The organism is Chryseobacterium sp. MEBOG07, from assembly GCF_021869745.1.
In the GTDB taxonomy this organism is placed as follows: Bacteria; Bacteroidota; Bacteroidia; order Flavobacteriales; family Weeksellaceae; genus Chryseobacterium; species Chryseobacterium viscerum.
Map to the genome: position 1 here is coordinate 1,992,822 of NZ_CP084579.1, position 23,372 is coordinate 2,016,193.

Here is a 23,372-nt window from a genome sequence, read left to right on the forward strand (position 1 = left end):
TATCTAGTATTTTCTGGCTAATAGAACGTTCAATAAGAATGTTCCTGTCCAGTTACTGTTATTAGATCCGTTATTTCCCATAAAATCAATACGTGCTACAGACACAGTAAGTCTGGTTCTTCCGGCAGTACCATCGTTGGCTAGACTTACAAATGATGCAGTAAATACATCAGGGAAACTTGAGTTGTTCCCTGCGGTAAGGATAGGATACATATTGGAAACATTAAAAGGAGTACCCTGATATTCATAAACAAGAGTCATTCTACTTGCATTGGTATAGGTGGCAGTATGGGCATTATCTACCGATGTTTTACTGATGATCCACCATCTGTCGTTGGCAGCCCCTGTATCATAGCCTGCATTACCATGAGCAGTCCAGTCGGCAACAGGTGCTGTCCCAAGTCTATGAGGAGGTATGAAAACCTGCGTACCATAAATTTCCACGTTACTTGGTTTAGGAAGAACTGTAAAAGACAAATCCCATGTTCCTCCCGTAGTATTGCTGTTGTTGACCACTTCAGCATAAGCCCCTGTAGGAATTACAAATGAAGCCACCGGACTGCTGTCAATTCTTAAGGTATTACCACTGGATGCCTGTAACGTAATCGCATTCGGAGAAATGTTTTTGATTTTATAAATTCTTCCTGTATAACTTGCTGTGCCCGTTCCTATGACAGGAAGTGTGAAGGTTGCATCTGCTGTTCCGTTATAAGTGATATAATGATCCGTTGACAGAATGTTATACGTTGTAGCAGTGATCTGGGTATATCCAGCCCTTAGTGAACCATTGATGGCGAGAGTACTATTTGGAGTTAAAGTATTGATCCCTACTTGCGCGGAAAGAGGTAGAGCTCCAAATAAAAGGATTGAGATGTATTTTTTCATATTTATAAGATTGGTTTCAAACAAAAATAAAAAAAATATGATGCAAAACTCACCTAATAAAGAATAAATTATATGTTTTTAATATTAAATATTGCATTATGGTTTAAGAATAAGTAAAAAAAGTTAAATCAATCTGCAGGGTACTTCCAGATCCTCAGTAAGATAATAGCTGCAACATAGTCTATGATAACCGTCCGCAATAATCAGTTCATTTTGACCTCTTACCAGTAGTATGGGCGAAAGTTTCTTATTTTTTTCTACTTTTTTCAAGTTTTCTTTTACATGAATATTGGTTTCCGGAAGCAGGGCAAGCTTACTGGCTCTTAAAATATCTTTCGACTTTTTTGTGATGGTAGGAGCTTTCTTTAATTTATCAACCATCTTTTTGGCTTCATCCGGTTTGAAAAGAAGTTCCAGATAATCCTGTGCTGCAGGAAAATCATGGTCTTCAGGTTCTTTCATCCAGATGCTGTCTTTGGAGAGATTATTTTTTTTCACAGACGTTTTCATAAGTGCTTATTTAAATGATAAATAAATGTATGAAAAAATGTTGGTATGATATATGCAAGATTTGTCATGAACCTGAATGAATTTAATTAATAATATAGAATTGATTGAAATCATTCAAAAAAAATATGAACATTATGAAAAAGGTATTAATTTCAACACTATTAGTATTAGGTTTATCTATGAATGTTTCTGCTCAGAAACGTCCGCCAGCTCCACCACACCCGTCAAAAACCGAGTTGGTTAATATTAAAATGCAAGAGCTTACCAAAAAATATAATCTGGAGAAAAAACTGATTCTTAATCATCCGCTTGCTACCAAACAGATGAAGAGAGATCAGATGAAAGCCTTAAATCAAAGATATGCAACTGAAAAGCGATTGCTTAGACAGGCAAAATAATACAGAATTTTTGCAGTTATTAAAATTAAAAGAGCCGTTTTTTATAGGTTGAACTTTGAGAAGTTTTCAATGTAAAAGAAAATTTATTGAAAGAGAGCACGTTTTGTGTTCTCTTTCTTTGTGTAAAATTAAATAAAAATAGCTTTGTTAATGCATTTTAAGATCAGTTTTCAGAAACATGAAACATCCAATATTTTTCCTTAAATTCGCATAAAAATTTTTAAAGTAATGAATTACGATATTATTGTCATTGGAAGTGGTCCTGGTGGATATGTTACTGCGATCAGAGCAGCACAATTGGGTTTCAAAACCGCAATTATCGAGAAGGAAAACTTAGGAGGAATCTGCCTTAACTGGGGATGTATTCCAACTAAAGCTTTATTGAAATCTGCTCAGGTTTTTCATTATATCAACCATGCTGAAGATTATGGTTTGAATAAAGTGGAGGCAAGCTTTGAATTCCCGAATGTGATTCAGAGAAGCCGTGGTGTTGCCAGCAAAATGAGCAAAGGAATCGAATTCTTAATGAAAAAGAATAAGATTGACGTAATTCTTGGTACTGCAAAAGTACAGAAAGGAAAAAAAGTTTCTGTTACAGATAAAGATGGTAAAGTAACTGAATATTCAGGAAACAATATTATCATTGCTACAGGAGCTCGTTCAAGAGAATTACCAAACTTGCCACAAGATGGTAAAAAAGTAATCGGATACAGACAGGCATTATCTCTTCCTGAGCAGCCAAAATCTATGATCGTTGTAGGTTCTGGAGCGATCGGGGTAGAATTTGCTGATTTCTATAACACAATGGGAACTAAAGTAACTGTTGTTGAATTTATGCCAAACATCGTTCCTGTAGAAGATGAAGAAATCTCTAAGCACTTAGAGAAATCTCTGAAAAAAACAGGGATCGAAATCATGACCAATGCTTCTGTAGAAAGCGTTGATACAAGTGGTGAAGGAGTAAAAGCTAACGTAAAAACAGCTAATGGAAACATCACTCTTGAAGCTGATATCTTATTATCTGCTGTAGGTATTGCTGCTAATATCGAGAACATCGGATTAGAAGAAGTAGGAATCCAGACAGACAAAGGAAGAGTATTGGTAAACGAATGGTACGAAACTTCAGTACCAGGTTACTATGCAATTGGAGATATCATCCCAACTCAGGCATTGGCTCACGTTGCTTCCGCAGAAGGAATCACTTGCGTTGAGAAAATCAAAGGAATGCACGTTGAAAAAATCGACTATGGTAATATCCCTGGATGTACATATTGTCACCCTGAAGTAGCTTCTGTAGGTCTTACTGAAAAGCAGGCTAAAGAAAAAGGATACGAAATCAAAGTAGGTAAATTCCCTCTTTCTGCAAGTGGTAAAGCAACTGCAAACGGAAATACAGACGGATTTATCAAAGTGATTTTCGATGCTAAATACGGTGAGTGGTTAGGATGCCACATGATCGGTGAAGGAGTAACAGATATGGTTGCTGAAGCTGTGGTAGCTAGAAAACTGGAAACTACAGGTCACGAGATCATCAAGTCTATTCACCCGCACCCAACAGTTTCTGAAGCAATTATGGAAGCTGCTGCTGCTGCTTACGGTGAAGTGATTCACATTTAATCTGAAATTTACAGAAATTGATATAATAAAAGCCTGGAGAAATCCAGGCTTTTTTTCATTACTACTAATCTGAAATATAGTAAACTAAACCTCATAGGTTTCAAAAACCTGTGAGGTTTGGTATTAAAACATATTAATTGATCATCATACGAGCACTACAAATTAATCCCATTCTGATTTTTTGTAGTGAATTTTTTGACGAAATATTATAGATTTTATTAAAATAATTTTAAAATCAACATATTTATAAAAATTAATCTCATTATATCGGGCTGTTTCCTTACATTTATTCAATGAATTCGGAGAGAGTAGGACTTGTTTTATCGGGTGGCGGTACCAAAGGAATCGCTCATGCAGGAGTATTAAAATTCTTACAGGAAAAACATATTGAGGTTGATATCCTTTCCTGCTGTAGTGCCGGATCTATCGTAGGCTGTCTTCATGCCATCGGAAAAACGCCGGAAGAAATTCTGGAATTTTTTAATTCCATCTATTTTTTCAACTGGAAACATTTTACATTCAATCAGCCGGGACTCGTTTCTTCAATCATATTCAGAAACTATCTGAAACCTATTTTTCATGAAATGAAACTAGGAGATCTGGATATAGAAGTGAAAATTGTGGCAACAGAACTCGTTGCCGGAACCCAGAAGATTTTTGACAACGATTTTGAGATCGTTGATGCCATCATTGCTTCATGCTCCATTCCCGGAATAACGACTCCCTACATTATTGGTGAGGAAATGTACTGTGATGGAGGAGTGTTGAACAATTTTCCTGCAGATATCATCAGGGATGATTGTGATAAGCTGATCGGTGTATTTGTATCTCCGCCCAATGAAGCTAAGATCAAAGATCTGAACTCAATCAAAGCAATTGTTTCCCGTTCTTATGACCTTCTTTCCTACAGAATTGAAAAAATAAAATTTGAGTACTGTGACTGGTTCATTTCTTCCCAGAAACTATCTGCCTACGGAACTTTTGAACGCAGAAAAGACAGACTGGAAGAGATTTTCAATATTGGTTACAATGCAGCCAAAGAAAGCTACGAAGAAAGCAGTCTATTTACAGAACTAAGACAATCCGGAACATAAAAAATCCCGCACCAGTGCAGGATTTTTATTTTATAAGAGAGTTGGGAAGACCTTAGGATCTAAAAACGAGGCTATCAACTTCCAGCCTCCATCTTCCATCTTCCTGCATTTACAATCTAATTTTTAACGACATATCCATCCTGACGCACGATTTCACGATCATTAGCATCGTTTACCACCAATGTATAAGGTGCTTTTTTCGCAGAATCTGTAAGGTAATTTCTCCAGATCTGGTAACTGTGGCCTTCATTGTTGAAAGCAATATAATAATTTCCTCCTGAACCATCAGGAATCAGTTCACCGTCGCTGATGATCATGCTAGGTTTTGCTGTAATCTTTGCATTGGCATTCCATGATTGGTAAAGGTATTTGCCGTTTGGCTGCTTGTCGATTCTGATCTTAAACTTTTTGGTTTTAATAATAACCGTCTTAGGGACCTGCTGAAGAGCAGAAGAGGTTATAAAACGATCTGTTTTCGGGTTCGGAACTTCTTTAGCTGCAACGAAAGAAAACTGAGCTAAGCAGAAGGTTCCTAATAAAATATGCTTTATCATATTAAATGGTTATTGGTTAACATTTCAGACTCTATCAAATATAGCGCCATTTTTCAATTGTAAGGAAGAAGTATAAGGCTGGTAAAGAGACGTTTGAGGTCACAATATGTTTGTTTTTAGAAAATAATGGAACTGATTTTCAATTAATTATCATTTTATTTGTGAAATATTATCAGATTCTGAAACAAGTGAATACTTTTCTTATGTACATTTGTACCATCAAAGGATCTCGTTCCTTTATTATCAAAATGAAACTAATTAACTTTAAGTTTTTTCTATTAAAAGTATCAGAAATCATTTTCACGATTTTTAATACATCTCCTCCTATAACTTCTTAATTTTTTTCGAAAGAATTATCATATAATTCGTACTCTGTTTTTTCGTATTCCGAAGAACCAGAGCAAAATCCCTGTTTTCAAATTTAATCAAAAACAAAACAAACAAACTATGGAATTAGCTTTTCATGGCTGGATGATTCCGGCTGTAATTGCACTTTTGTGCGTACTTTTTTACAAATTTATTTTGAGAATTTTCTTTGGATTAATCATTGTGCCTCAGGACAGAATTGGTTTAGTTACCAAAAAATTCGTGTTGGTAGGTAAGCAGGAACTTCCGGAAGGAAGAATTATCGCAACTAATGGGGAAGCGGGTTTTCAGGCTCAGACATTAGCTCCTGGCGTGTATTTCAGAAAATGGATATGGCAGTATTCTATCGATTTTCAACCCTTTATAGTGATCCCGACTGGTAAAATAGGATTATTATTGGCAAAAGATGGTGCAGAATTAGAAACAGGAAGGATTTTAGCTAGAAAAGTTGACTGTGATTCTTTTCAGGATGCTGAAGCTTTTTTAAGAAACGGAGGGCGAAAAGGCCGCCAAACTGCGATTATTGCACCGGGATCTTACAGAATCAATACGTTGTTGTTTGAAATAGAACTAACGGATATGACTCAGATTCCTGATAATGCAGTGGGAGTTATCACGACAATGGAGGGAAGTCCTTTAGAAGAAGGTCAGATTGCAGGTAAAATTATCAATGACCATAATAAGTTTCAGGATGTTGATACTTTTTTAAATAATGGTGGCTACAAAGGTCTTCAGGAGCAGGTGATCCTGGCGGGTTCTTACTTCTTAAATCCATGGTTTACAAAAGTTGAAATGGTGAAAATGACGGAAATTCCGATTGGTCATGTTGGAGTAATTATCAGCTATGTGGGAGAAGAAGGAAAAGATTTGAGCGGAGTTGATTTTAAGCATGGAAATATTGTTGAGAAAGGACGTAAAGGAGTTTGGGCCGAACCTATCGGTCCCGGGAAATATCCGATTAACCCTTATATTATGAAGGTTGAACTTGTTCCTACTACCAATTTAGTGTTAAACTGGGCTTTTGAAAGAATAGAATCTCATCAGCTCGATAAAAATCTTTCAACCATTACGGTACGAAGTAAAGACGGTTTTCCTTTCAATCTTGATGTTTCGCAAATCATTCATATTCCTACGTATGAAGCTCCAAAAGTGATTGCCCGTTTTGGAAATATGATCAATCTTGTCAGTCAGGTTTTAGAGCCAACGATTGGAAACTATTTCAGAAACTCGGCTCAGGATAGTGATGTGATTGCCTTTTTGGGAACCCGAAAAGAAAGACAGCAATCAGCAAAAGACCATATCAGCAGTGTTTTAGAACAATATAATGTAAATGCAGTTGATACTTTAATTGGAGCGATTGTTCCTCCGGAAAGTTTAATGAAAACTTTAACGGACAGAAAATTGGCAGAGGAACAGAAAATTACTTACGAAACTGAAATGCTGGCTCAGGAAACACGTCAGGCGCTGGAAAAAGAAACAGCTGTTGCTGATATGCAGAAGGAAATTGTAAAGGCAGATCAGGGAGTTTTGATTGCGGAAAGAATTGCAGATGCTTCGGTGAAAAAAGCAACGGGAGATGCCAATTCCGTGAGACTACAGGCGAATGCAGAAGGAGACAGATTGCAGCTTTTAGCAACAGGTGAAGCCGAGAAAACAAGACTTCTTGCAAAAGCCGAAGCCGAAAAGATAGAATTGCTGGCAAAAGCAAGTGCGGAACAAATTTCATTGACCGGTAATGCGGAAGCGGAAAAAATTCTTGCCATAGGTAAATCCAATGCGGAGTCTTATAAATTATCGGTGGAAGCAATGGGCGGTAATAATTTCACCCAATTGAAAATCATGGAAAATATAGCTTCACAAAATGTAAAAATAATGCCCGACGTTCTTATTAGTGGAAGCGGAGATTCTGCAAATGGAGGAATCAGCGGACTTTTGGGACTTCAACTGCTGGAACAGGTTCAGAAGAAAAATGTAGAAACGGTTTCTGTAATTGAAGAAAAACCGGATAACAATTCTTAATTTTAGAAAAAATAAGCAATAAATTTTAATAATGATTTATATAGTTCAGTCAATTATTGTACTTCTAATTATTAGTTTTATTATTTCCTTCCTTATTTATACTTATTGTAAGATTTTAAAAAAAGAATCTAGAGCCTTGCTAGTTACTCTTTTTAGTTTTATTTCACTTATGTTAATGGATAGAGTACGCGATCATTTGATTAAGAATGAGCTTATAGAGAATATAAAGACTTCGAAAATCGAACAGAGTAATTTATCTTTTTCAAAAATAGAATTATCAAATATTACTGTTGTAAGTGAGAAAATAAGAACTCTTGACAAGAATATTTATATAGTGCTTATGCCGCAAAAAGATACGATATATATGAACCAGGATTTTCATAACAAAAATAAATTCTGGGTCCACTATAAAAAGTACGAGATTTTACACATGAAAGTACCAGTAGGATATATCATTAAAAATTAAAAAATCGCCCGAAATTTTTTCGGGCGATTTCATATTCTTTATGCGGTATAACTAGCAAAAGCATCTTCCAGACTTTCAAACTTACCTTTAAACTCATCAATAGGGCAGTCCTGAAGAATATTCCCTTTATGGATAAGAATCACTCTTGAACAAAGCGCTTCTACTTCCTGCATGATGTGAGTAGATAATAAAACCGTTTTTTGCTGACCAATTTCTTTTACTACATTACGGATTTCAATGATCTGATTAGGGTCCAAACCGTTCGTAGGTTCATCCAGAATCAGTAAATCCGGCTGATGAATAATAGCCTGTGCAAGTCCTACACGTTGTTTGTATCCTTTAGATAATTGCCCGATCTTTTTAGATTTTTCAGGGGTAATTCCTACCAATTCTATTACCTCATCTACTCTGGATGCAGAGATTTTGTGAATATTAGCTACAAACTGAAGGTATTCTTTCACATACATTTCCAGATAAAGCGGGTTGTTTTCAGGAAGGAAACCTATTTTCTTTTTGCTTTCAATCTCGTGGTCAGAGATATTCAAACCGTTGAAAATAATCTCTCCCTGGTCAATTTTCAGTGCTCCGACAATAGATTTCATCAAGGTAGATTTTCCGGCACCGTTGGGGCCAAGAAGTCCGATGATTTCATTCTTATCAATAGAAATGTTGATATTGTCAAGGGCAGTCTGCTCCCCAAATTTTTTGGTTAAATTGATTATCTGAAGCGGCATAAGTTATAATGTCTTTCTGCAAAAATAAAATAAAAAAACTCATCCGATGGAATGAGTTTCGCAATATTTATAAAATATAATTATTTTCTTGATTTTTTCTTGGTTCCCCTGTTGTGGGAGTAGCAGTAGAAGCAGTATTAGAAGTTCCTTTATTCGCAGTTGGGCTTACAGCTGAAGGCTTTTCATACATTGCATACTTTCCATTGGTTCTTCCAAAAATTTTCTCCACCTGTTTTTGGTTCAAAAACTGTGATTTACCTATATATTTTCGGTTTTTGTTGATGACCTGGATAAACTGTACGGTCTGCTGACCATAATTCTTTTCATAATGAAGCTCGATGATGTCATTGGGAAGTTCCAATACAATATTCTCATCCGGAGTAGAGATAAAACCATCTATAATAAGTTTAAATAACCCCGTGACATCCCCATTGATATTCTGGAATGAAAAAGATCGGATCGTATTCAGGTTGCTGGTATTCAGATCCTGGTAGTTGACTGTAAATTTATCTTCCTTTTTATAGAGACCAACGGAATTATCTTTACCAATTTCCACCAAACTTTCATTTTTCAACACTTTAATCTGTGAGAAAACCGAAATACCGAACATACATGTAATAAGTAGAATTATTTTTCTCATGAAATGAATTTTAATGTTTTACAACTTGGTGCACATAAATTTACTAATAAAAAAGCGTAAAAGCAATTTTATTCAATTGGAGCAAAAATAACCATTTTTTTTAATATCCATACAGGTTGCTGGAATAATGTTATGCAAATCATTGTATATGAAATTTAATATAACCTATTTATTTACAGTTGTTTACAATGAGTGGGTGTTGCCGTTTTAACAAATGTTAAAATTATGGAATGAAGTGATTATTTGTCATAATCTATTGATATATAGTGAGTAATTTTTTAAATTAAAAATAAAATGTAATTATTTTAATGCCCATAGCTGATCACTCTTGAAATTTTCCATCCATCAGGGGTTTGTTTCCATATATGAACAAATTTGAATGTTCCACAATTGATCAGTGAACCATTTTCCAAGCGGCAAAATTGATGGATCCCGGTTTGTATGGCTCCATAATCTTTAATAGGATATACTTCTACAGATCCGGGAACTAAAACTCTTCGGGTGTATGCATAGTTTTTAGCGACTCTGGTAAAATTATCAATAGTTTCTTTATAGTTTGCAATACCGCCAACATCATGGAAGAACTCAAGATTTTCCGTGAAAAATGTTTTAAGGTTTTCAATGTTTCCTGAGTTGGCAGCGCTAAAAAGAATACTGTCCTTTTTCATGATGGTATTGTAGAGCTCCTGAGAGACTGGCGTATAAGATTTTGATTGTGAGAAAGTGCTAGTCCATACTAAGCAGCATAATAAGATTGAAAATAAGGGGATAAAGAATCTATTTTTCATATTTCATGGTTTTATAATTTGAAACTTTTCAGCAAATTGCTGTATTTGCTTTCAGTGTATTCAAATGTAACCAATTAAATTTTAACAGATTGTAAAAAATATTCTTTTAGTTATTGATAGAACGCTTAGAAATAACAGCGATAAAAGTATCAAATTCATTTTTGTAACTTCTCCCCACAGGAATTTGATGACTGCCAAGCAGAACCTCATGATTACTGAATGCGGTAACGAATTGAGCATTAATGATAAAAGACCGGTGGATCCTTATAAAATCCTTGCCGGATAAAGTCGTTTCAAGATCTGTTATTTTAGTTTTTGAAATAAAACTTTCCTGGTTGGCCAGCACCACTTTGATATCATTTCCCTGACTTTCAAAATAAAGAATTTCCGAAAGTGAAATTTTCCGGTGCATTCCCGTTGTTTTGATAATGATAAAGTCTTCTTTATGTTCAGCTGAGTTTCTCAGGATACGTTCTACCGCTTTGAAAAAACGTTCAAAAGTAATCGGTTTCATAAGATAATCTACTGCTTCCAGTTCAAAACCCTCAATGGCAAAGTCACGATAGGCTGTGGTAAAGATGGTTTTGGGTTTTTGGGGCAATGATTTCAAAAAATCTATTCCATTCAAATGAGGCATCTGAATATCCAGAAACATAAGATCTATCGTCTGATTTTGCAATATTCTATAAGCCTGCATTGCATTTTCAGCTTTTCCTATCAGCTTTAAATCGTCAATCTTTGAGATATGGTTTTCAAGTAATGACGCTGCCAGAGGTTCGTCATCTACAATGATACAATTAATCATAATGTGGAGGAGTGGTTATTTCAACTTTAAAAATATTGTTTTCCTGTGAGATTTGGAAAGTAAAATTTCCCTGATAATGATATTCCAGTTGTCTTTTTATATTTTGCAGTCCGATTCCTCTTTCCTGATCCGGCTGATGGTCTGGGAATGTGTTTTCAATTTTAAAAACAGAATATTGGGTATTGGTTTCCAATTCAATCTTTATTGCTGTGGTTCCTGAACTTTTCCCTGCCCCATGTTTAAAAGCATTTTCTACCAAAGTAAGATACAACAGTGGTGGAATAGTGTTCGGTGAGTTGAGAACAATATGTTTATCTATTTTTAATCTTTCATCATGATAACGAAGGCTTTCCAGCGCAATATAATGATCAATAATCGCCAGCTCATCGGAAACAGGCACCCATTTTTTCTGCCCTTTGTACAAAATATAATCCAGAATATCTGAAAGCTGGCTGATAGATTGTGAAGTCTTGTCGGAATGGCTCATTGACAGAGAATAAATATTATTCAAAGTATTAAAAAGAAAATGAGGATTGAGCTGAGATTTGAGAGATTGTAATTCCAGTTCCGTTTTTTCTTTTTGCAGTTTGATAGTATGTTCCTTTTCATCCTTATAGCGTATGAAAAACATGATGGAAATAAAGATAAATGCCCCACTGATAATCGTGAATGTATAATGCATTAAAAGATAGGGGATATCAGTAAAAATATCGAATACGCTGTCTTTGACTTCATTGGTGAAGAGTGGTTCTGCAATATAAACAAGAAAAAACCTGTTGATGACAGAGATAAGGTAAAGACTAAGAATAAGATACAGCGAAAATTCTATATACCTTTTCCTGTCAAAAAAATATCGGATCAGGATAAAATAGATGAAATTAGCTCCTATAATCTGAAAAATCCAGTGGCAAAAGTTGTAAATCAACACTTCTTTAAAAATTCCGCCATCATATTCTCCATACATTTTTGCGGTTCCAAATAAAAACAAAGCCGTCCAGAAGAATAACTGGAAATAAACGTTTGGTCTGAGTTGGTTTTCTGACGGGGTTTTCATCATCATCAAAAATATAAAATCTTAAGTCACATTATAGAAAAGTAGTGTTAAATGCTTGAAATTAATGGCAGACAGCATTATTGATGATACAAATGGCAAATTTTGCTATTGATATTAAATATTGCGTCGTCTAAACTCTTCATCAGAAATTATACCGGAAATTGTCAACATTTGCATAAAAAATAATGACAGAACGTTCTGAAAGACTTTACGGATTGGATCATCTGAGAGCTGCTGCGATTGTACTTGTATTGATGTACCATTACCGTGCATTTAAACATCCTGACTGGATCGATAGTATCGGAAGATTTGGCTGGACAGGGGTAGATCTCTTCTTTGTTTTAAGCGGGTTTTTGATTTCGGGGCAATTGTTTAAAGAGATAGAAAACAAGGGCAGAATCAGTTTGAAAGTATTCTATATAAAACGGTTTTTCAGGATCATACCTCCTTATTTTTTTACCGTATTTCTCTATTTTACAATTCCTTTTTTCAGAGAGCGGGAGGCTTTATCCCCTTTATGGCAGTTTTTGACTTTCACACAAAACTACGGGCTGGATGTTATCAACCGGGGTACATTTTCCCATGCATGGTCATTGTGTATTGAAGAACAGTTTTATCTTATCCTTCCTTTACTGCTTGTAACAGTATTGCCAACCAAATTATTTAAATATCTGGGATTGGTAGTCATAGCTGTTATCGGATTTTCCTTAATGGCCAGATTGATGGCATGGAATGAATTTATTACAGAAGCAGATACCGCCTCCTCAGATTTCTGGAAATTGTGGTACATGAAAATATATTATCCCACACATACAAGGCTGGATGGACTGGGAATAGGAGTTTTGATCGGCTATCTCATGCAGTATTCATCAGTATTTAAAAAAATGGTTGAAGCGAATGGAAATAAACTTTTCTTTCTTGGGCTCATGCTGTTGGGAATCTCATTTTGGGTATGCAATGAACAGGATTCCAAAACAGCTTCTGTATTTGGGTTTACAATGGTGGCGGTAAGCTATGGAATAATCCTTATGGCTGCAATTTCAAAATCATCTTTCCTATACAGGTCGAGGTCATCTATTACCACTCAGCTGGCAGCTTTATCCTATGCTGTTTACCTTTCACATAAAGGGATTATTCATATGATACAGGAATCCCTCGATTATTTTAAGCTTGAAACATCAGATAATATAAGCCTTCTTCTGTGTCTTTTCGCTTGTATTCTGGGGGGCTTATTCTACAGATTTGTAATAGAAAACCCCTTCTCTATGATTAAAACAAAAGTTTTGAAAAAATATTATTCTAGCTAAAAATCTTTGATTTTTTTTGCGTCTTAAAAATTGTAAGATCAAAAAAAGCTTTGCCCCTTTGCGTTTTCCAAAAAAATAAGGGGTTTAATTGGAAAACGCAAAGGGGCAAAATAGTATAAAAGGTATGTTGTAAGGCGCCAGGATTTTATCTGAGATAAAATTGATGGCAGTATATTTTAAGATCTCTGATAGATGCTTTATAGGATATTTTTTTGATTTACTTAGAGGTAATTGCTTTCAGGACTACATTCTTGATTGATGCTTCTTTAAAGCTCCAATATTCACTTTTTTCAGGCATCTGGTTTTCGAGGATAATCAAACTAGTATCGGTAGAAGGAAAGTAGGCATTAAGGCAGGTGAATCCGTCACCAAGACCCGTTACGGCAAAATAATCTAAGCCCGCTTCTTTGATAAATCTCACATTATATCCGAATCCCATACTTTCTTTTCCGAAGACATTGTGTTGAGAGGTTGTAGAAGGGGTTAGCATTTGTTTTTGAAACTCAGGAGAGAGAAGTTTCCCTTTGAATAGTGCCTGGTCCCACTTTGCGAGATCCTGCACTGTAGAAATGATACCTGCAGCAGGAGCTAAATCATCATTCAGAAATGATTCTTTCACTTTTTCAAACTGATTGTTTATGTTCATATAGCCGGGAACAACAACCTGCTTATTCTTGGTATTGTAAACAAATGTTTTATCCATTTTCAGCTTTTTGAAAAGGGAGTTGGCAAGTTCTGTGAAGGTTTTTCCAGTCGTGTTTTTAAGAATTTCTCCCAACAGCCTATAAGAAAGATTACCATATTTGAATTGGGAACCGGTTTTGAAAGCGGTAGGTTTATTTATATCTGTAATACCATGGGTATGGTTCAGAAGGTGATGTATTGTAACCGTATCTGCCCAGGTCTGTGTAAGCGAAGGTAGGTATTTTTTTATAGGGATATGAAGGTTGAGTTTTCCCTGTTCAGCAGCCTGTAAAATCAAAACTGCTGTGACCTGTTTTGAATTTGACATGATTTCAAACTGGTCATCCGTTTTCAAAGAAACCTTCTTTTCAAAATCTCTGTAGCCATTTGATTTCAGATATTGTATTTTCCCTTTCTGAGCAACCAAAACAACTCCGTTGAACGGTAAGGGGCTGGAAGCCGTTATAATGCTGTCTATTTTATGAGTATAAATATCTTTTTTCTGCGCTGCTGCAGTAATAGATAACAAGGTAGAAAATACACCTGTGAAAAGTAATTTTGTTTTGGTCATTGTTTATTTTTTGAAAACTGGGATGTGTGAATGGAAAAGATTCCAAATATATGTATTTCCTTTTTTCTTTTATTCTAAATGTTTTAATAAATTAGTTTCCATGAAAATTAAAATTATTAGCCTTTCTGTACTTCTTGTCTCCATTATTTCCTGTAAAAAAGATAAAGAATATCCGAAATATGTTGAGCTGCAATCCGGGAACGGAGAATATTCTCTTTATATCAAAAATGGAACTTTCGAATTTTTGAAAACGGAGCAAGTAAGTTATGACCAAATTATAACAGCTCCTTTTTCAGCTGGAAAATACGAGGTTTCAGGGGATGAACTGATTTTAAAAAACTGCAAAGGAAATAAATATATATTCAAAATTGGTAATGAATCTGAACTGATTCCCGAAAAAATGGATTCGTTGAAAGACCTGAAAGGATTGTTTCCAGTACAAATCCTTCACAATAATAAAATGCCAAAAGAAATGGGACGCCTGGATTCTTTAGGAAGAAAAAATGCTTTGTGGCTTTACTTTAATGAAAAAGGTAAGGTAATCAACCAACGACTGTATAAAAACGGTGAGCTGGTAAAAGACAATTACAAATCTGATATTGTTATAAAATAAATAATTTTTAAGAGACTTAAAAATTTGCAGTATTCAATTTTATCGCAGATAAAATCCTTGCGCCTTACAGCAGGTTTTTGATAGCATTGTGCGCCTTTGCGATTTTCCAAAAAAACATAAAGAGTAACAGGTTATATTGGAGATCGCAAAGGCGCAAGTTTTTTTAATTCTATGTATAATTTTAAGGCGCGAAAAAATCAAAGATTTTTAGCAAGTGAAAGTCAAAAAAATATCAGCATCTTACCTTAGTCAATAAAAAAGGCACCATTTACAAGTAAATGGCGCCTCGTCACTGAATATATTTGAATGTAAAATTGTTTTTGGTTTATCTACTCATTCTGCTTGATTTGTGGGTTATTATTAATCTCTTTATTTGGAATCTGGAATCTGAATTTATCTGGTGTCAGGTTAAACCTTCCAAAAGTATGATTCGTTCCTGTGTATACTCTTTCTAAAGGAGTATTTAATCTTTTCATATCAAACCATGCATAGCCTTCACCCCAAAGTTCTATCCTTTTTTGCAGGACAATTTCATTGATCAGCTCATTGCCTGATTTTGTAGACAGCGTGTAGGCTTTATCCCTTTTCGATGTAATGTCGAATAATACCTGTCTTGCTTCCGTTTCTCTTCCCTGTCTGGCAAGGGCTTCTGCTTGTATATAATACAATGAGGAAGCTCTGATGTAAATATAATCTCCTTCAAAAAGGGTAGGATCTTTGAACTTCCAGCTTACGTAAGGCGGATAGTTTTTTGTTTTTCCGTTAAAAGTATAAGCCGCATTCTGACTGCCGTTGAATACTTTTTTACGGTAATCTGTTGCCGGGATCGCTTCATAAAGACGTTTGTCGATCAGCTTACGGATTTGTGCAGCACCGGCATATCCTTCGTTGGTATTATCAAACATGGAGAAGAACGAAGCATAATAATTTCCGATACTCATTGTGGAAATTGTATTATGAAAACCCCATATAACCTCAGGATTATTGATGTTGGAAAATCCGGTAGAGGTATAATCGTCCTCTGTCATAAGGGCAACGCCCTGCTTACTCTCTTCAGCGTATTTAATTGCTTTTACGTAATCTCCGGTTTGCAAAAATACCTCAGCCGCAATGGCTTTGGCGGTTCTTTGGTCTATCTGGGCTCTGGATGGACGCGCATACGTATCTAAAAGACCAATAGACTCTTCAATATCTTTCTTGATTTGTACATACACTTCAGAAACCGTTGATCTTGGTAAACCCTGGCTTGGATTGGCTGCTGTAAGAACCAGTGGAAGTCCCGGTTCAGACTGATGGCCATTATAATCATTAGCATAGAAACGGACCAGATAAAAGTAGGAATAAGCCCTCAAAGCAAGCAGCTGTCCTGCGATTGCTCTGTTCTTTGCATTGGCATTTTTATTTAAATCATCAAGAAGCTTGTTGATCACAAATATTCTTGCATAAAAAGTAGTCCATACAATCTCAGAAGCGATATTGCTGGCATTGGTTGCCTCATAATTATAAAACATTCCCAAGTGCTGGTTGGTAGACTGGATGACATCATTAGACATCAGGTCGGCACCTGCTTTGATCCCCATGATTCCGAAATCTGAGTGAACGGTAGTACCACCGGCACCATTACTGCGAAGGTCAAGATATACGCCGCCCAGAATTTTTTCCGGAGTGGAAGAGTCGTTATTCAGCTGTTCACCGGAAATATCACCTTCCGGTAAGGTATTGAGATCATTGGCACAGCTGGCAGTAATAAAGGCTATGGCTGCCGCTGCTATAAAGTATTTTATTTTTTTCATTGCATTCTTTTAAAAGTTAAGTTTAAAGCCTAAAGAAACACTGGACAACAGAGAATATCGATATGAATCCGAAACTCCTGTCAACGAGGTTCTTGGATCATATCCTTTTCTTTTAGACCACAGATACAGGTTGTTTCCCGTTACATAAATTTTAAGTCCTGATAAACCTGCTTGTTGTGCAAAACCATCAGGAAGCTGATAGGAAAGGGTTATATCCTGAAGACTGATATAATCTGATTTGATCAGATAAAGCGTAGAGTTTCCGTTTTGATTGGTTGCATTAAGATCTACCCTTGGTAAAGCGGCAGTTGGATTTTCCGGAGTCCATGTTTTATCAAGATCTGTAGAATAGTTAGAACCGTAGCTGTCAGAATGGAATAAACTTCTGTAGACATCATCATAACCATATCCGCCAAACTGATACGCAAAATTCACAGCCAGATTGAATCTCTGATAGCTAAAATCTGTTCCGAATCCACCATATACCTTCGGAATAGCTGATTTTCCGGTGTTATAGTCAGTAGCTTCCTTGTAATTGTTGGTCACTGTTCTTTCCTCTTTCTGAGTGACAGGATTTATAGAGGTACGGTACCATAAAGCGTCACCATTGTCAGGATTTACCCCGGCAAATTCTTTAAGGAAATAAGTATAGCGGTCTCCTCCTTCTGTCAGAATAAACAATCCGGAAACCAAACCTGTATTTCTTTGCTCGGCTGGCAATCGGGTGATCTTATTCTTATAATGTGTGGCATTGGCATAAATACTCCATTGGAACTCGTCACCACGAAGAATATCTACGCTTATATTGGCCTGAACACCTCTGTTGGTCATATCCCCAATGTTTCCGTATTTCACATAAGAACCTGCGTTGGATGGAGGAAGAGGAAGGGTATAGATCATATCGGATACTTTCCTTTCAAAATAATCTGCATTCAGGTTTATTCTGTTTTTTAAAAGTGAGATTTCAAAACCGGCATTCAGGTTTTTGGAAGTTTCCCATTTTAAATCTTTATTTCCCTGCTTTTTAAGTGATAGAACTGGTTTGTCATCCCCGAAATTATTAATTCCGTAGATATCCTGATAAGCATAATAATCTCTGCTGGAACCACTCAGAAGAATGTTGTCATTTCCCTGCTGTCCGTAAGAAGCTTTTAATTTTAAAGAATTAATGACAGTGTTGTCTTTAAGAAAATCTTCTTTTGCTATATTCCATGCCAGTCCCAGCCCATAGAAATTCCCCCATCTGCTTTCCGGAGAAAAAACTGAAGAACCGTCTCTACGGATATTGGCATTAAAGAAATATTTTCCGTCATAATTATACAGTAATCTCGTGAAATATCCTTCTACAGCGTATTCGTATCCGCTTCCTGATAAATCGGTAATCTTCACGGCATTGTCAAAGGATTGGGAATTGGGCAATAAAAGCTGTTGCTTTGATCCTGAAAACCCATCATCTTTTATCTTATTCAATTCGTGTCCAACCAGAATATTAAAGCTGTGGCTTCCCAACTTTTTCTGATAAGTAAGTAATTGCTGATGGTTCAGTGTATATTTAAAATTAGAACCTTGTGAAATGGTACCTCCTACAGAAGATGAAGTTCCTCCTTCGGTATTTCCGAACTGCAGATTTCTGGTGTTTTCGAGATAAGCTCCAAAGTTATAGGTGAAATCCAGTCCTTTGATGATTTCGTAATTTAAACCAAGGTTAAGGTTGGTAATATTACTTATGATCTGAGACTTATCTTTTTGAAGGTTCCCGGCAGGGTTTTCAAAAACGGCATAAGATCTTGTAGCTCCGTTGGGTCCCTGGCCGTCTCCATAGTCGTATAAGGCATTTCCATTATTGTCATAAAGTCTCTGATAGTTATCATCTCTAAGAAAGACAGGATAAAAAGGAGCAATATTTCTGGCAAACTGGAAAGGATTGGAAAAGCCTCCCGTTTCCCCAAAATCCTGTTTGCTGTAAGTATAAGATAAAGCACTTGTCAGCTTCAATTTTGAAGTAATAGAATAGTCTACATTCGATCTGATCCCGAATCGCTCAAAACCTGAAGAAATTAAATACCCTTTATCATCCAGATAATTAAGGGAAGTATATGATTTTACCTGATCACTATTGGCATTGATACCTACAGTCGCTTCTCTTCTCAAAGCCGGTCTGAAAAGCAGTTTTTTCCAGTTGTCCTGGTATAATAACTTTGCATCAGGATTGAAAGATCCATCTTTTGAAATCAGCTGGTTGAACGGTATATTATAAGCATCATATCCCAGTTTGTTCAGTGCAGCAAGTCCTACATCATGGGGACTAGGGCCGGAAGGAACAGCGCCCGGTTGTTTTAGTCTTGCAATCTCGCCAATTCTGGCTCTGTTATAATAGGCGGTATAATAATCCTGTGGAGAAGTATAGACCGAATAATCCTCAATAGATCTGAAATTGACCCCGGTTCTTACATCAGCCTCAATACTCAATCCTTTGTTTTTACCTCTTTTTGTATTGACGATAATAACTCCGTTAGCCCCTCTGGAACCATATAAGGCATTTGATGAAGCATCTTCAAGAAATGAAATACTTTCAATATCCGATGACGCAATACTGCTCAGGTTTCCGCTGTACGGAATACCATCCAGTACAATTAGCGGGTCACTGGATGCGTTGATGGAACCTATTCCTCTCATTCTGATGGTAGGCTGGGAGCCCGGTTGTCCTGAGGAGATCACCTGTACCCCTGCTACTTTTCCTCCAATTCCCTGAAGGATATTTCCGTTCTGAAGATTAGAAAGGTCTTTGGCCTTCAATGACTGTACAGATCCTGTGATTTCTTCTTTTTTCTGCTTTCCAAAAGCTACCACCACGACTTCTTTTATGGAGGTTTCCTTGGAAAGGCTGTCTTTACTTTGTGCAAAACCATATTCCGCGAATAGGAGTAAGGCCAATACACCAAGTTTGCATTGTTTCTTTTTCATTATATATTAATCTAGGGTTAAAATTGAACTGTGTAATTACTGTTGATCTCTGTAAGAAATAATGAGATTCCCTGCCTCCTTTTTCAGGGAGGTGTAAGAAATAGAATATTAAAATTTACAGGAGATGTACCCGGATTAAAGAAGCCTTGAACTCTTTGGCTTTAATTCCTACAGTAATGAATGTATCTTTTAGAAAGCTATGACATCATCATTTTGCACATCATATCAAAGCACATATTTTGAGAAATACAGTTGTGCTGTGAATGGCATGAAACTACAGAACATTTATGCTGTATAGGAGCTGCCGTCAGAAGGGTGCAATAGTAAGAATTAAAGGTATTCTTATTCATGAGAATAAAGTTTATGTTTTTTTTAACTGGGTCAAAATTATTTAATAATTGGTAAATCAGGATTAAAGGGGAGTATGAGATAAATCATATTAGTCTACTAAATTAGTAGGTTAATAAAATAAAACATGATTTTACTGATTTATTTACTTGAAAAACAATAAGTTGTAGATGGGTTTGAAAATGTTAAAAAATTATAAAAAAGAACCTTTTTCACGGTGAATTAAAATTAATACAATAAGTCTATTGGTTTTGTAGACTTTTAATTTATTTTATAGCATGAAGAATGATAAAAGTAGGGATTAAGAGCTTTATCCTGCTATCCACTCATATTCCTCTTTTGGCTAAGAAGAAGATAGATTCGGCGAAGTCTCTTTTAGGTACATTTCGGAATTTTACATCAACAAAAAATTAAAGAAATGAATATTGTTTTAACTGGTTCCATCGGGAACATCGGAAAACCGCTTACCAAAGAACTTATACAAAAAGGACATTCAGTAACGGTGATTAGCAGTAATGAAGAACGGGCAGGTTCCATCAGAGCATTGGGAGCAAAAGCGGCTATAGGAAGTATGTTTGATGCAGATTTTCTCACAGAAACTTTTACAGGAGCAGATATTGTCTATTTAATGGAAACAATGGAAGCAGCAGGCGATATGTTTGATAAAAACATTGATTTTATTGGAGCGATCAGTAGAATTGGACAAAATTACAAAACTGCCGTGGAACGTTCGGGAGTGAAGAAGATTATCCACCTCAGCAGTATTGGAGCCCATACAGATAAAGGGACTGGCATAATCGTATTTCATTACCATGTTGAACAGATTTTGAGACAATTGGCTGATGATGTCGTGATTAAATTCATTCGTCCTGTCGGTATTTATTTTAATATGTTTTCGTTCATTAATACGATAAAAAACAAAGGAGCAATTATTTCCAATTGGGGAGGAGATCAAAAAGAGCCTTGGGTTTCTCCATTGGATATTGCAGATGTTGTCGCTGAAGAAATGGACAAGCCATTTACAGAAAGGGAAGTGCGCTATGTAGCCAGTGATGAGGTTTCCCCTGATGAAATTACGAAAGCGCTGGGAGAATCTATCGGTAAGCCGGATTTAGAGTGGAAGGTAATTTCAGATGAAGAATTATTGAAAAACTGGCTTAATATCGGTTTCAATGAACAGGTAGCGAGAGGTTTTGTAGAAACGCAGGCAGCTCAGGGAAGCGGAATTCTCTATGAAGACTATTATCAGCATCAGCCTGTTTTGGGAAAAGTAAAATTGGTGGATTTTGCAAAGGAATTTGCTGATGCTTATCATAATGATGAAAAATAAATATTAAACCACAAAAATTACAAAAGATATAGACACTTAAGTAAGCCTAAGAGAATATTTTGTGTAGAGTAAGTTCACACAAGTTTTAAAAACCTTTGATTTTTTCTGTTAATTGAACTTCTAATGCTGATAAGGGAAATAATAAGGTGTCCTGTAAAAACAATTCGTAATTTTATAGATATGGAACGACGGGTTACAAAAAGAATAAAGAGTATCACAGAATTTCACCGTTCAAGAGGGCTGCCACCTCCTGAGCATCCGCTGATCAGTGTGATCGACTATAAAGATGTAAAGCGGCCTTCAGATATTGGAGAGGTCAACTGGATGCTGGATTTTTACCAGATTTCTTTAAAAATAGGAATTAATGGTAAGTTGAAATACGGTCAGCAGGAGTATGATTTTGATGAAGGAACTTTGTTTTTCATTTCGCCCAATCAGGTTTTCAGAATTGAAACGGAAGCTGGTTCTCAGGAAAAACAATCCGGTTGGATGCTTCTGATTCACCCTGATTTTCTGTGGGGAACATCGCTCGCTAAAATTATCAAACAATATGACTTTTTTGATTATTCAGTGAATGAGGCTTTATTTCTTTCAAAAAAAGAAGAACTTACCATCAATCGGATTATAGAAAATATTGAGCAGGAATACCATGCTGTGATTGATAAGTTCAGCCAAAATATTATCATTTCACATATTGAAACATTACTCAATTATTCCGAAAGGTTTTATGAACGGCAGTTTATTACCAGAAAAATTATCCATCATACTATTCTTAACCGCTTAGAGTCCTTATTAGATAATTATTTTAGTGATAATGATTTGGTTTCAAAAGGGTTGCCCACGGTTCAGCTTGTTGCCAATGAACTTGGGATATCTTCCAATTATCTTAGCCGTTTATTAACAACACTTACAGGCCAGAGCACTCAGCAGTTGATCCATGAAAAACTGATTGAAAAGGCTAAAGAAAAACTCTCTACCACAGATTTATCTGTAAGTGAAATCGCTTATGAATTAGGTTTTGAGCACCCGCAGTCGTTTACAAAACTCTTTAAAAGTAAAACACTTCTTTCTCCACTGGAGTTTAGAACTTCCTTTCAGTAAATAGGAAATATGACACTTTTCTGATAAATACAGAACCCAGCATCATTTGAAAAATAAATGATGCTATGGTTTTTTAAGATCAAAGAAGACAAAATCAATGAAGCAAATAGAAAAAAGCTAAAATAATAAATAGACAACTTTGTCTATTTATTACATACCTTTGCTTCATGAAACAGAGAGGACAGGTTGTCATTGACAAAATTTTAGATACCGCAGAAAAACTATTCTACGAACAAGGATATAGTAATACAGGTATTAATCAGATCATCAGTGAATCTGATATTGCAAAAGCGTCTTTGTATAAACATTTTGAAACAAAGGCGGATCTGTTGGTCGCCTATATTCAGCGTATGCATCAGCTTTGGTTTAGCAGGCTTGAAGCAAGCGTCAGCGAAGTGAGCGATCCGAAGGAAAAACTGCTGGCTATTTTTGATCACCATACCAAACGACAGGAGATCAGGCAGTATGGAGGCTGTCCGTTTATCAAAGCCAATGATGAAGCAGGAACAAACGATCCTAGGGTTTTAGCAGAAATTCAGGCTACAAAAGTTCACAGCAAAGATTTTATAAGGACTCTTGTTATGAATTCCGGTCACAAAAAGATTCTTACAGATGAAGAACTGACAGAAACCATTTATGTCATGCTGGAAGGCTCCATTGTCACCGCTTCTGTTTTTAAAAAGCCGGATGAAATACAATCTGCAAAAAAAATTATTCAAAAACTGATTTAA

At 36.0% G+C, this 23,372-nt stretch carries 20 protein-coding genes; 9 read left to right on the forward strand and 11 right to left on the reverse strand.

Translation table 11 applies throughout. From position 1 onward, the window contains the following. Positions 1–3: 3 nt before the first annotated feature. Complete coding sequence (locus LF886_RS09065; RefSeq protein WP_236853797.1) at positions 4–885, reverse strand: hypothetical protein; 882 nt, start codon at positions 883–885, stop codon at positions 4–6. Between the two features lie 123 nt (positions 886–1,008). After that, a complete protein-coding gene (locus LF886_RS09070) occupies positions 1,009–1,395 on the reverse strand; it encodes a hypothetical protein (protein ID WP_236853798.1) in 387 nt (128 codons plus the stop codon). Positions 1,396–1,529: 134 nt separating this feature from the next. Here LF886_RS09070 and LF886_RS09075 point away from each other — a divergent pair, with 134 nt between their 5' ends. The 3 genes from LF886_RS09075 to LF886_RS09085 all read left to right on the forward strand — a co-directional run bounded on the left by LF886_RS09075 (position 1,530) and on the right by LF886_RS09085 (position 4,504). Next, positions 1,530–1,793: a hypothetical protein gene (locus LF886_RS09075; RefSeq protein WP_228447824.1), complete on the forward strand. Its 264-nt coding sequence runs from the start codon at positions 1,530–1,532 to the stop codon at positions 1,791–1,793. Between the two features lie 228 nt (positions 1,794–2,021). Next, positions 2,022–3,410: a dihydrolipoyl dehydrogenase gene (gene lpdA / locus LF886_RS09080; RefSeq protein WP_152289994.1), complete on the forward strand. Its 1,389-nt coding sequence runs from the start codon at positions 2,022–2,024 to the stop codon at positions 3,408–3,410. Positions 3,411–3,703: 293 nt separating this feature from the next. After that, on the forward strand, positions 3,704–4,504 hold the full coding sequence (locus LF886_RS09085; RefSeq protein ID WP_236853799.1) for a patatin-like phospholipase family protein: 801 nt from the start codon (positions 3,704–3,706) through the stop codon (positions 4,502–4,504). Between the two features lie 116 nt (positions 4,505–4,620). Here the strand turns inward: LF886_RS09085 and LF886_RS09090 are convergent, their stop codons facing one another. Then, entirely contained in the window at positions 4,621–5,058 is a 438-nt protein-coding gene (locus LF886_RS09090) for a hypothetical protein (protein ID WP_236853800.1), read from the reverse strand. Between the two features lie 447 nt (positions 5,059–5,505). Here LF886_RS09090 and LF886_RS09095 point away from each other — a divergent pair, with 447 nt between their 5' ends. Further along, positions 5,506–7,443 carry an SPFH domain-containing protein gene (locus LF886_RS09095; RefSeq protein ID WP_236853801.1) on the forward strand — a complete coding sequence of 646 codons (1,938 nt, stop codon included), beginning with the start codon at positions 5,506–5,508 and terminating at the stop codon, positions 7,441–7,443. A gap of 504 nt (positions 7,444–7,947) precedes the next feature. On the opposite strand, the gene LF886_RS09100 is transcribed toward LF886_RS09095, so the two are convergent. The 5 genes from LF886_RS09100 to LF886_RS09120 all read right to left on the reverse strand — a co-directional run bounded on the left by LF886_RS09100 (position 7,948) and on the right by LF886_RS09120 (position 11,936). Beyond that, entirely contained in the window at positions 7,948–8,643 is a 696-nt protein-coding gene (locus tag LF886_RS09100) for an ABC transporter ATP-binding protein (RefSeq protein ID WP_236853802.1), read from the reverse strand. Between the two features lie 67 nt (positions 8,644–8,710). Beyond that, entirely contained in the window at positions 8,711–9,283 is a 573-nt protein-coding gene (locus LF886_RS09105; protein WP_236853803.1) for a hypothetical protein, read from the reverse strand. Positions 9,284–9,588: 305 nt separating this feature from the next. Beyond that, on the reverse strand, positions 9,589–10,071 hold the full coding sequence (locus LF886_RS09110; RefSeq protein WP_236853804.1) for a nuclear transport factor 2 family protein: 483 nt from the start codon (positions 10,069–10,071) through the stop codon (positions 9,589–9,591). 106 nt (positions 10,072–10,177) lie between these two features. After that, positions 10,178–10,876 carry a LytR/AlgR family response regulator transcription factor gene (locus LF886_RS09115; RefSeq protein WP_236853805.1) on the reverse strand — a complete coding sequence of 233 codons (699 nt, stop codon included), beginning with the start codon at positions 10,874–10,876 and terminating at the stop codon, positions 10,178–10,180. Next, positions 10,869–11,936 carry a sensor histidine kinase gene (locus tag LF886_RS09120; protein WP_236853806.1) on the reverse strand — a complete coding sequence of 356 codons (1,068 nt, stop codon included), beginning with the start codon at positions 11,934–11,936 and terminating at the stop codon, positions 10,869–10,871. The genes LF886_RS09115 and LF886_RS09120 overlap by 8 nt, the downstream gene beginning before the upstream one ends. Before the next feature lie 179 nt (positions 11,937–12,115). Here LF886_RS09120 and LF886_RS09125 point away from each other — a divergent pair, with 179 nt between their 5' ends. Then, positions 12,116–13,237 (forward strand): acyltransferase family protein, encoded by a 1,122-nt coding sequence (locus tag LF886_RS09125; protein ID WP_236853807.1) that lies wholly within the window; start codon positions 12,116–12,118, stop codon positions 13,235–13,237. Between the two features lie 217 nt (positions 13,238–13,454). On the opposite strand, the gene LF886_RS09130 is transcribed toward LF886_RS09125, so the two are convergent. Continuing rightward, entirely contained in the window at positions 13,455–14,492 is a 1,038-nt protein-coding gene (locus tag LF886_RS09130) for a serine hydrolase domain-containing protein (protein ID WP_236853808.1), read from the reverse strand. Positions 14,493–14,592: 100 nt separating this feature from the next. Between LF886_RS09130 and LF886_RS09135 the strand changes: the two genes are divergently transcribed. Next, entirely contained in the window at positions 14,593–15,105 is a 513-nt protein-coding gene (locus tag LF886_RS09135) for a hypothetical protein (protein ID WP_236853809.1), read from the forward strand. A 329-nt stretch (positions 15,106–15,434) separates the two neighbouring features. On the opposite strand, the gene LF886_RS09140 is transcribed toward LF886_RS09135, so the two are convergent. Both LF886_RS09140 and LF886_RS09145 read right to left on the reverse strand, forming a co-directional pair. Continuing rightward, complete coding sequence (locus LF886_RS09140; protein ID WP_236853810.1) at positions 15,435–16,898, reverse strand: RagB/SusD family nutrient uptake outer membrane protein; 1,464 nt, start codon at positions 16,896–16,898, stop codon at positions 15,435–15,437. Between the two features lie 9 nt (positions 16,899–16,907). Then, the gene (locus tag LF886_RS09145) at positions 16,908–19,862 is read right to left on the reverse strand and encodes a SusC/RagA family TonB-linked outer membrane protein (RefSeq protein ID WP_236853811.1); all 2,955 of its coding nucleotides are present in this window, start codon (positions 19,860–19,862) and stop codon (positions 16,908–16,910) included. Positions 19,863–20,628: 766 nt separating this feature from the next. On the opposite strand from LF886_RS09145, the gene LF886_RS09150 reads away from it, so the two are divergent. From LF886_RS09150 to LF886_RS09160, 3 genes are all read left to right on the forward strand, one after another. Beyond that, the gene (locus LF886_RS09150) at positions 20,629–21,540 is read left to right on the forward strand and encodes an SDR family oxidoreductase (protein ID WP_236853812.1); all 912 of its coding nucleotides are present in this window, start codon (positions 20,629–20,631) and stop codon (positions 21,538–21,540) included. A 180-nt stretch (positions 21,541–21,720) separates the two neighbouring features. Beyond that, on the forward strand, positions 21,721–22,641 hold the full coding sequence (locus tag LF886_RS09155; RefSeq protein ID WP_236853813.1) for an AraC family transcriptional regulator: 921 nt from the start codon (positions 21,721–21,723) through the stop codon (positions 22,639–22,641). A 167-nt stretch (positions 22,642–22,808) separates the two neighbouring features. Then, positions 22,809–23,372: a TetR/AcrR family transcriptional regulator gene (locus LF886_RS09160; protein WP_236853814.1), complete on the forward strand. Its 564-nt coding sequence runs from the start codon at positions 22,809–22,811 to the stop codon at positions 23,370–23,372.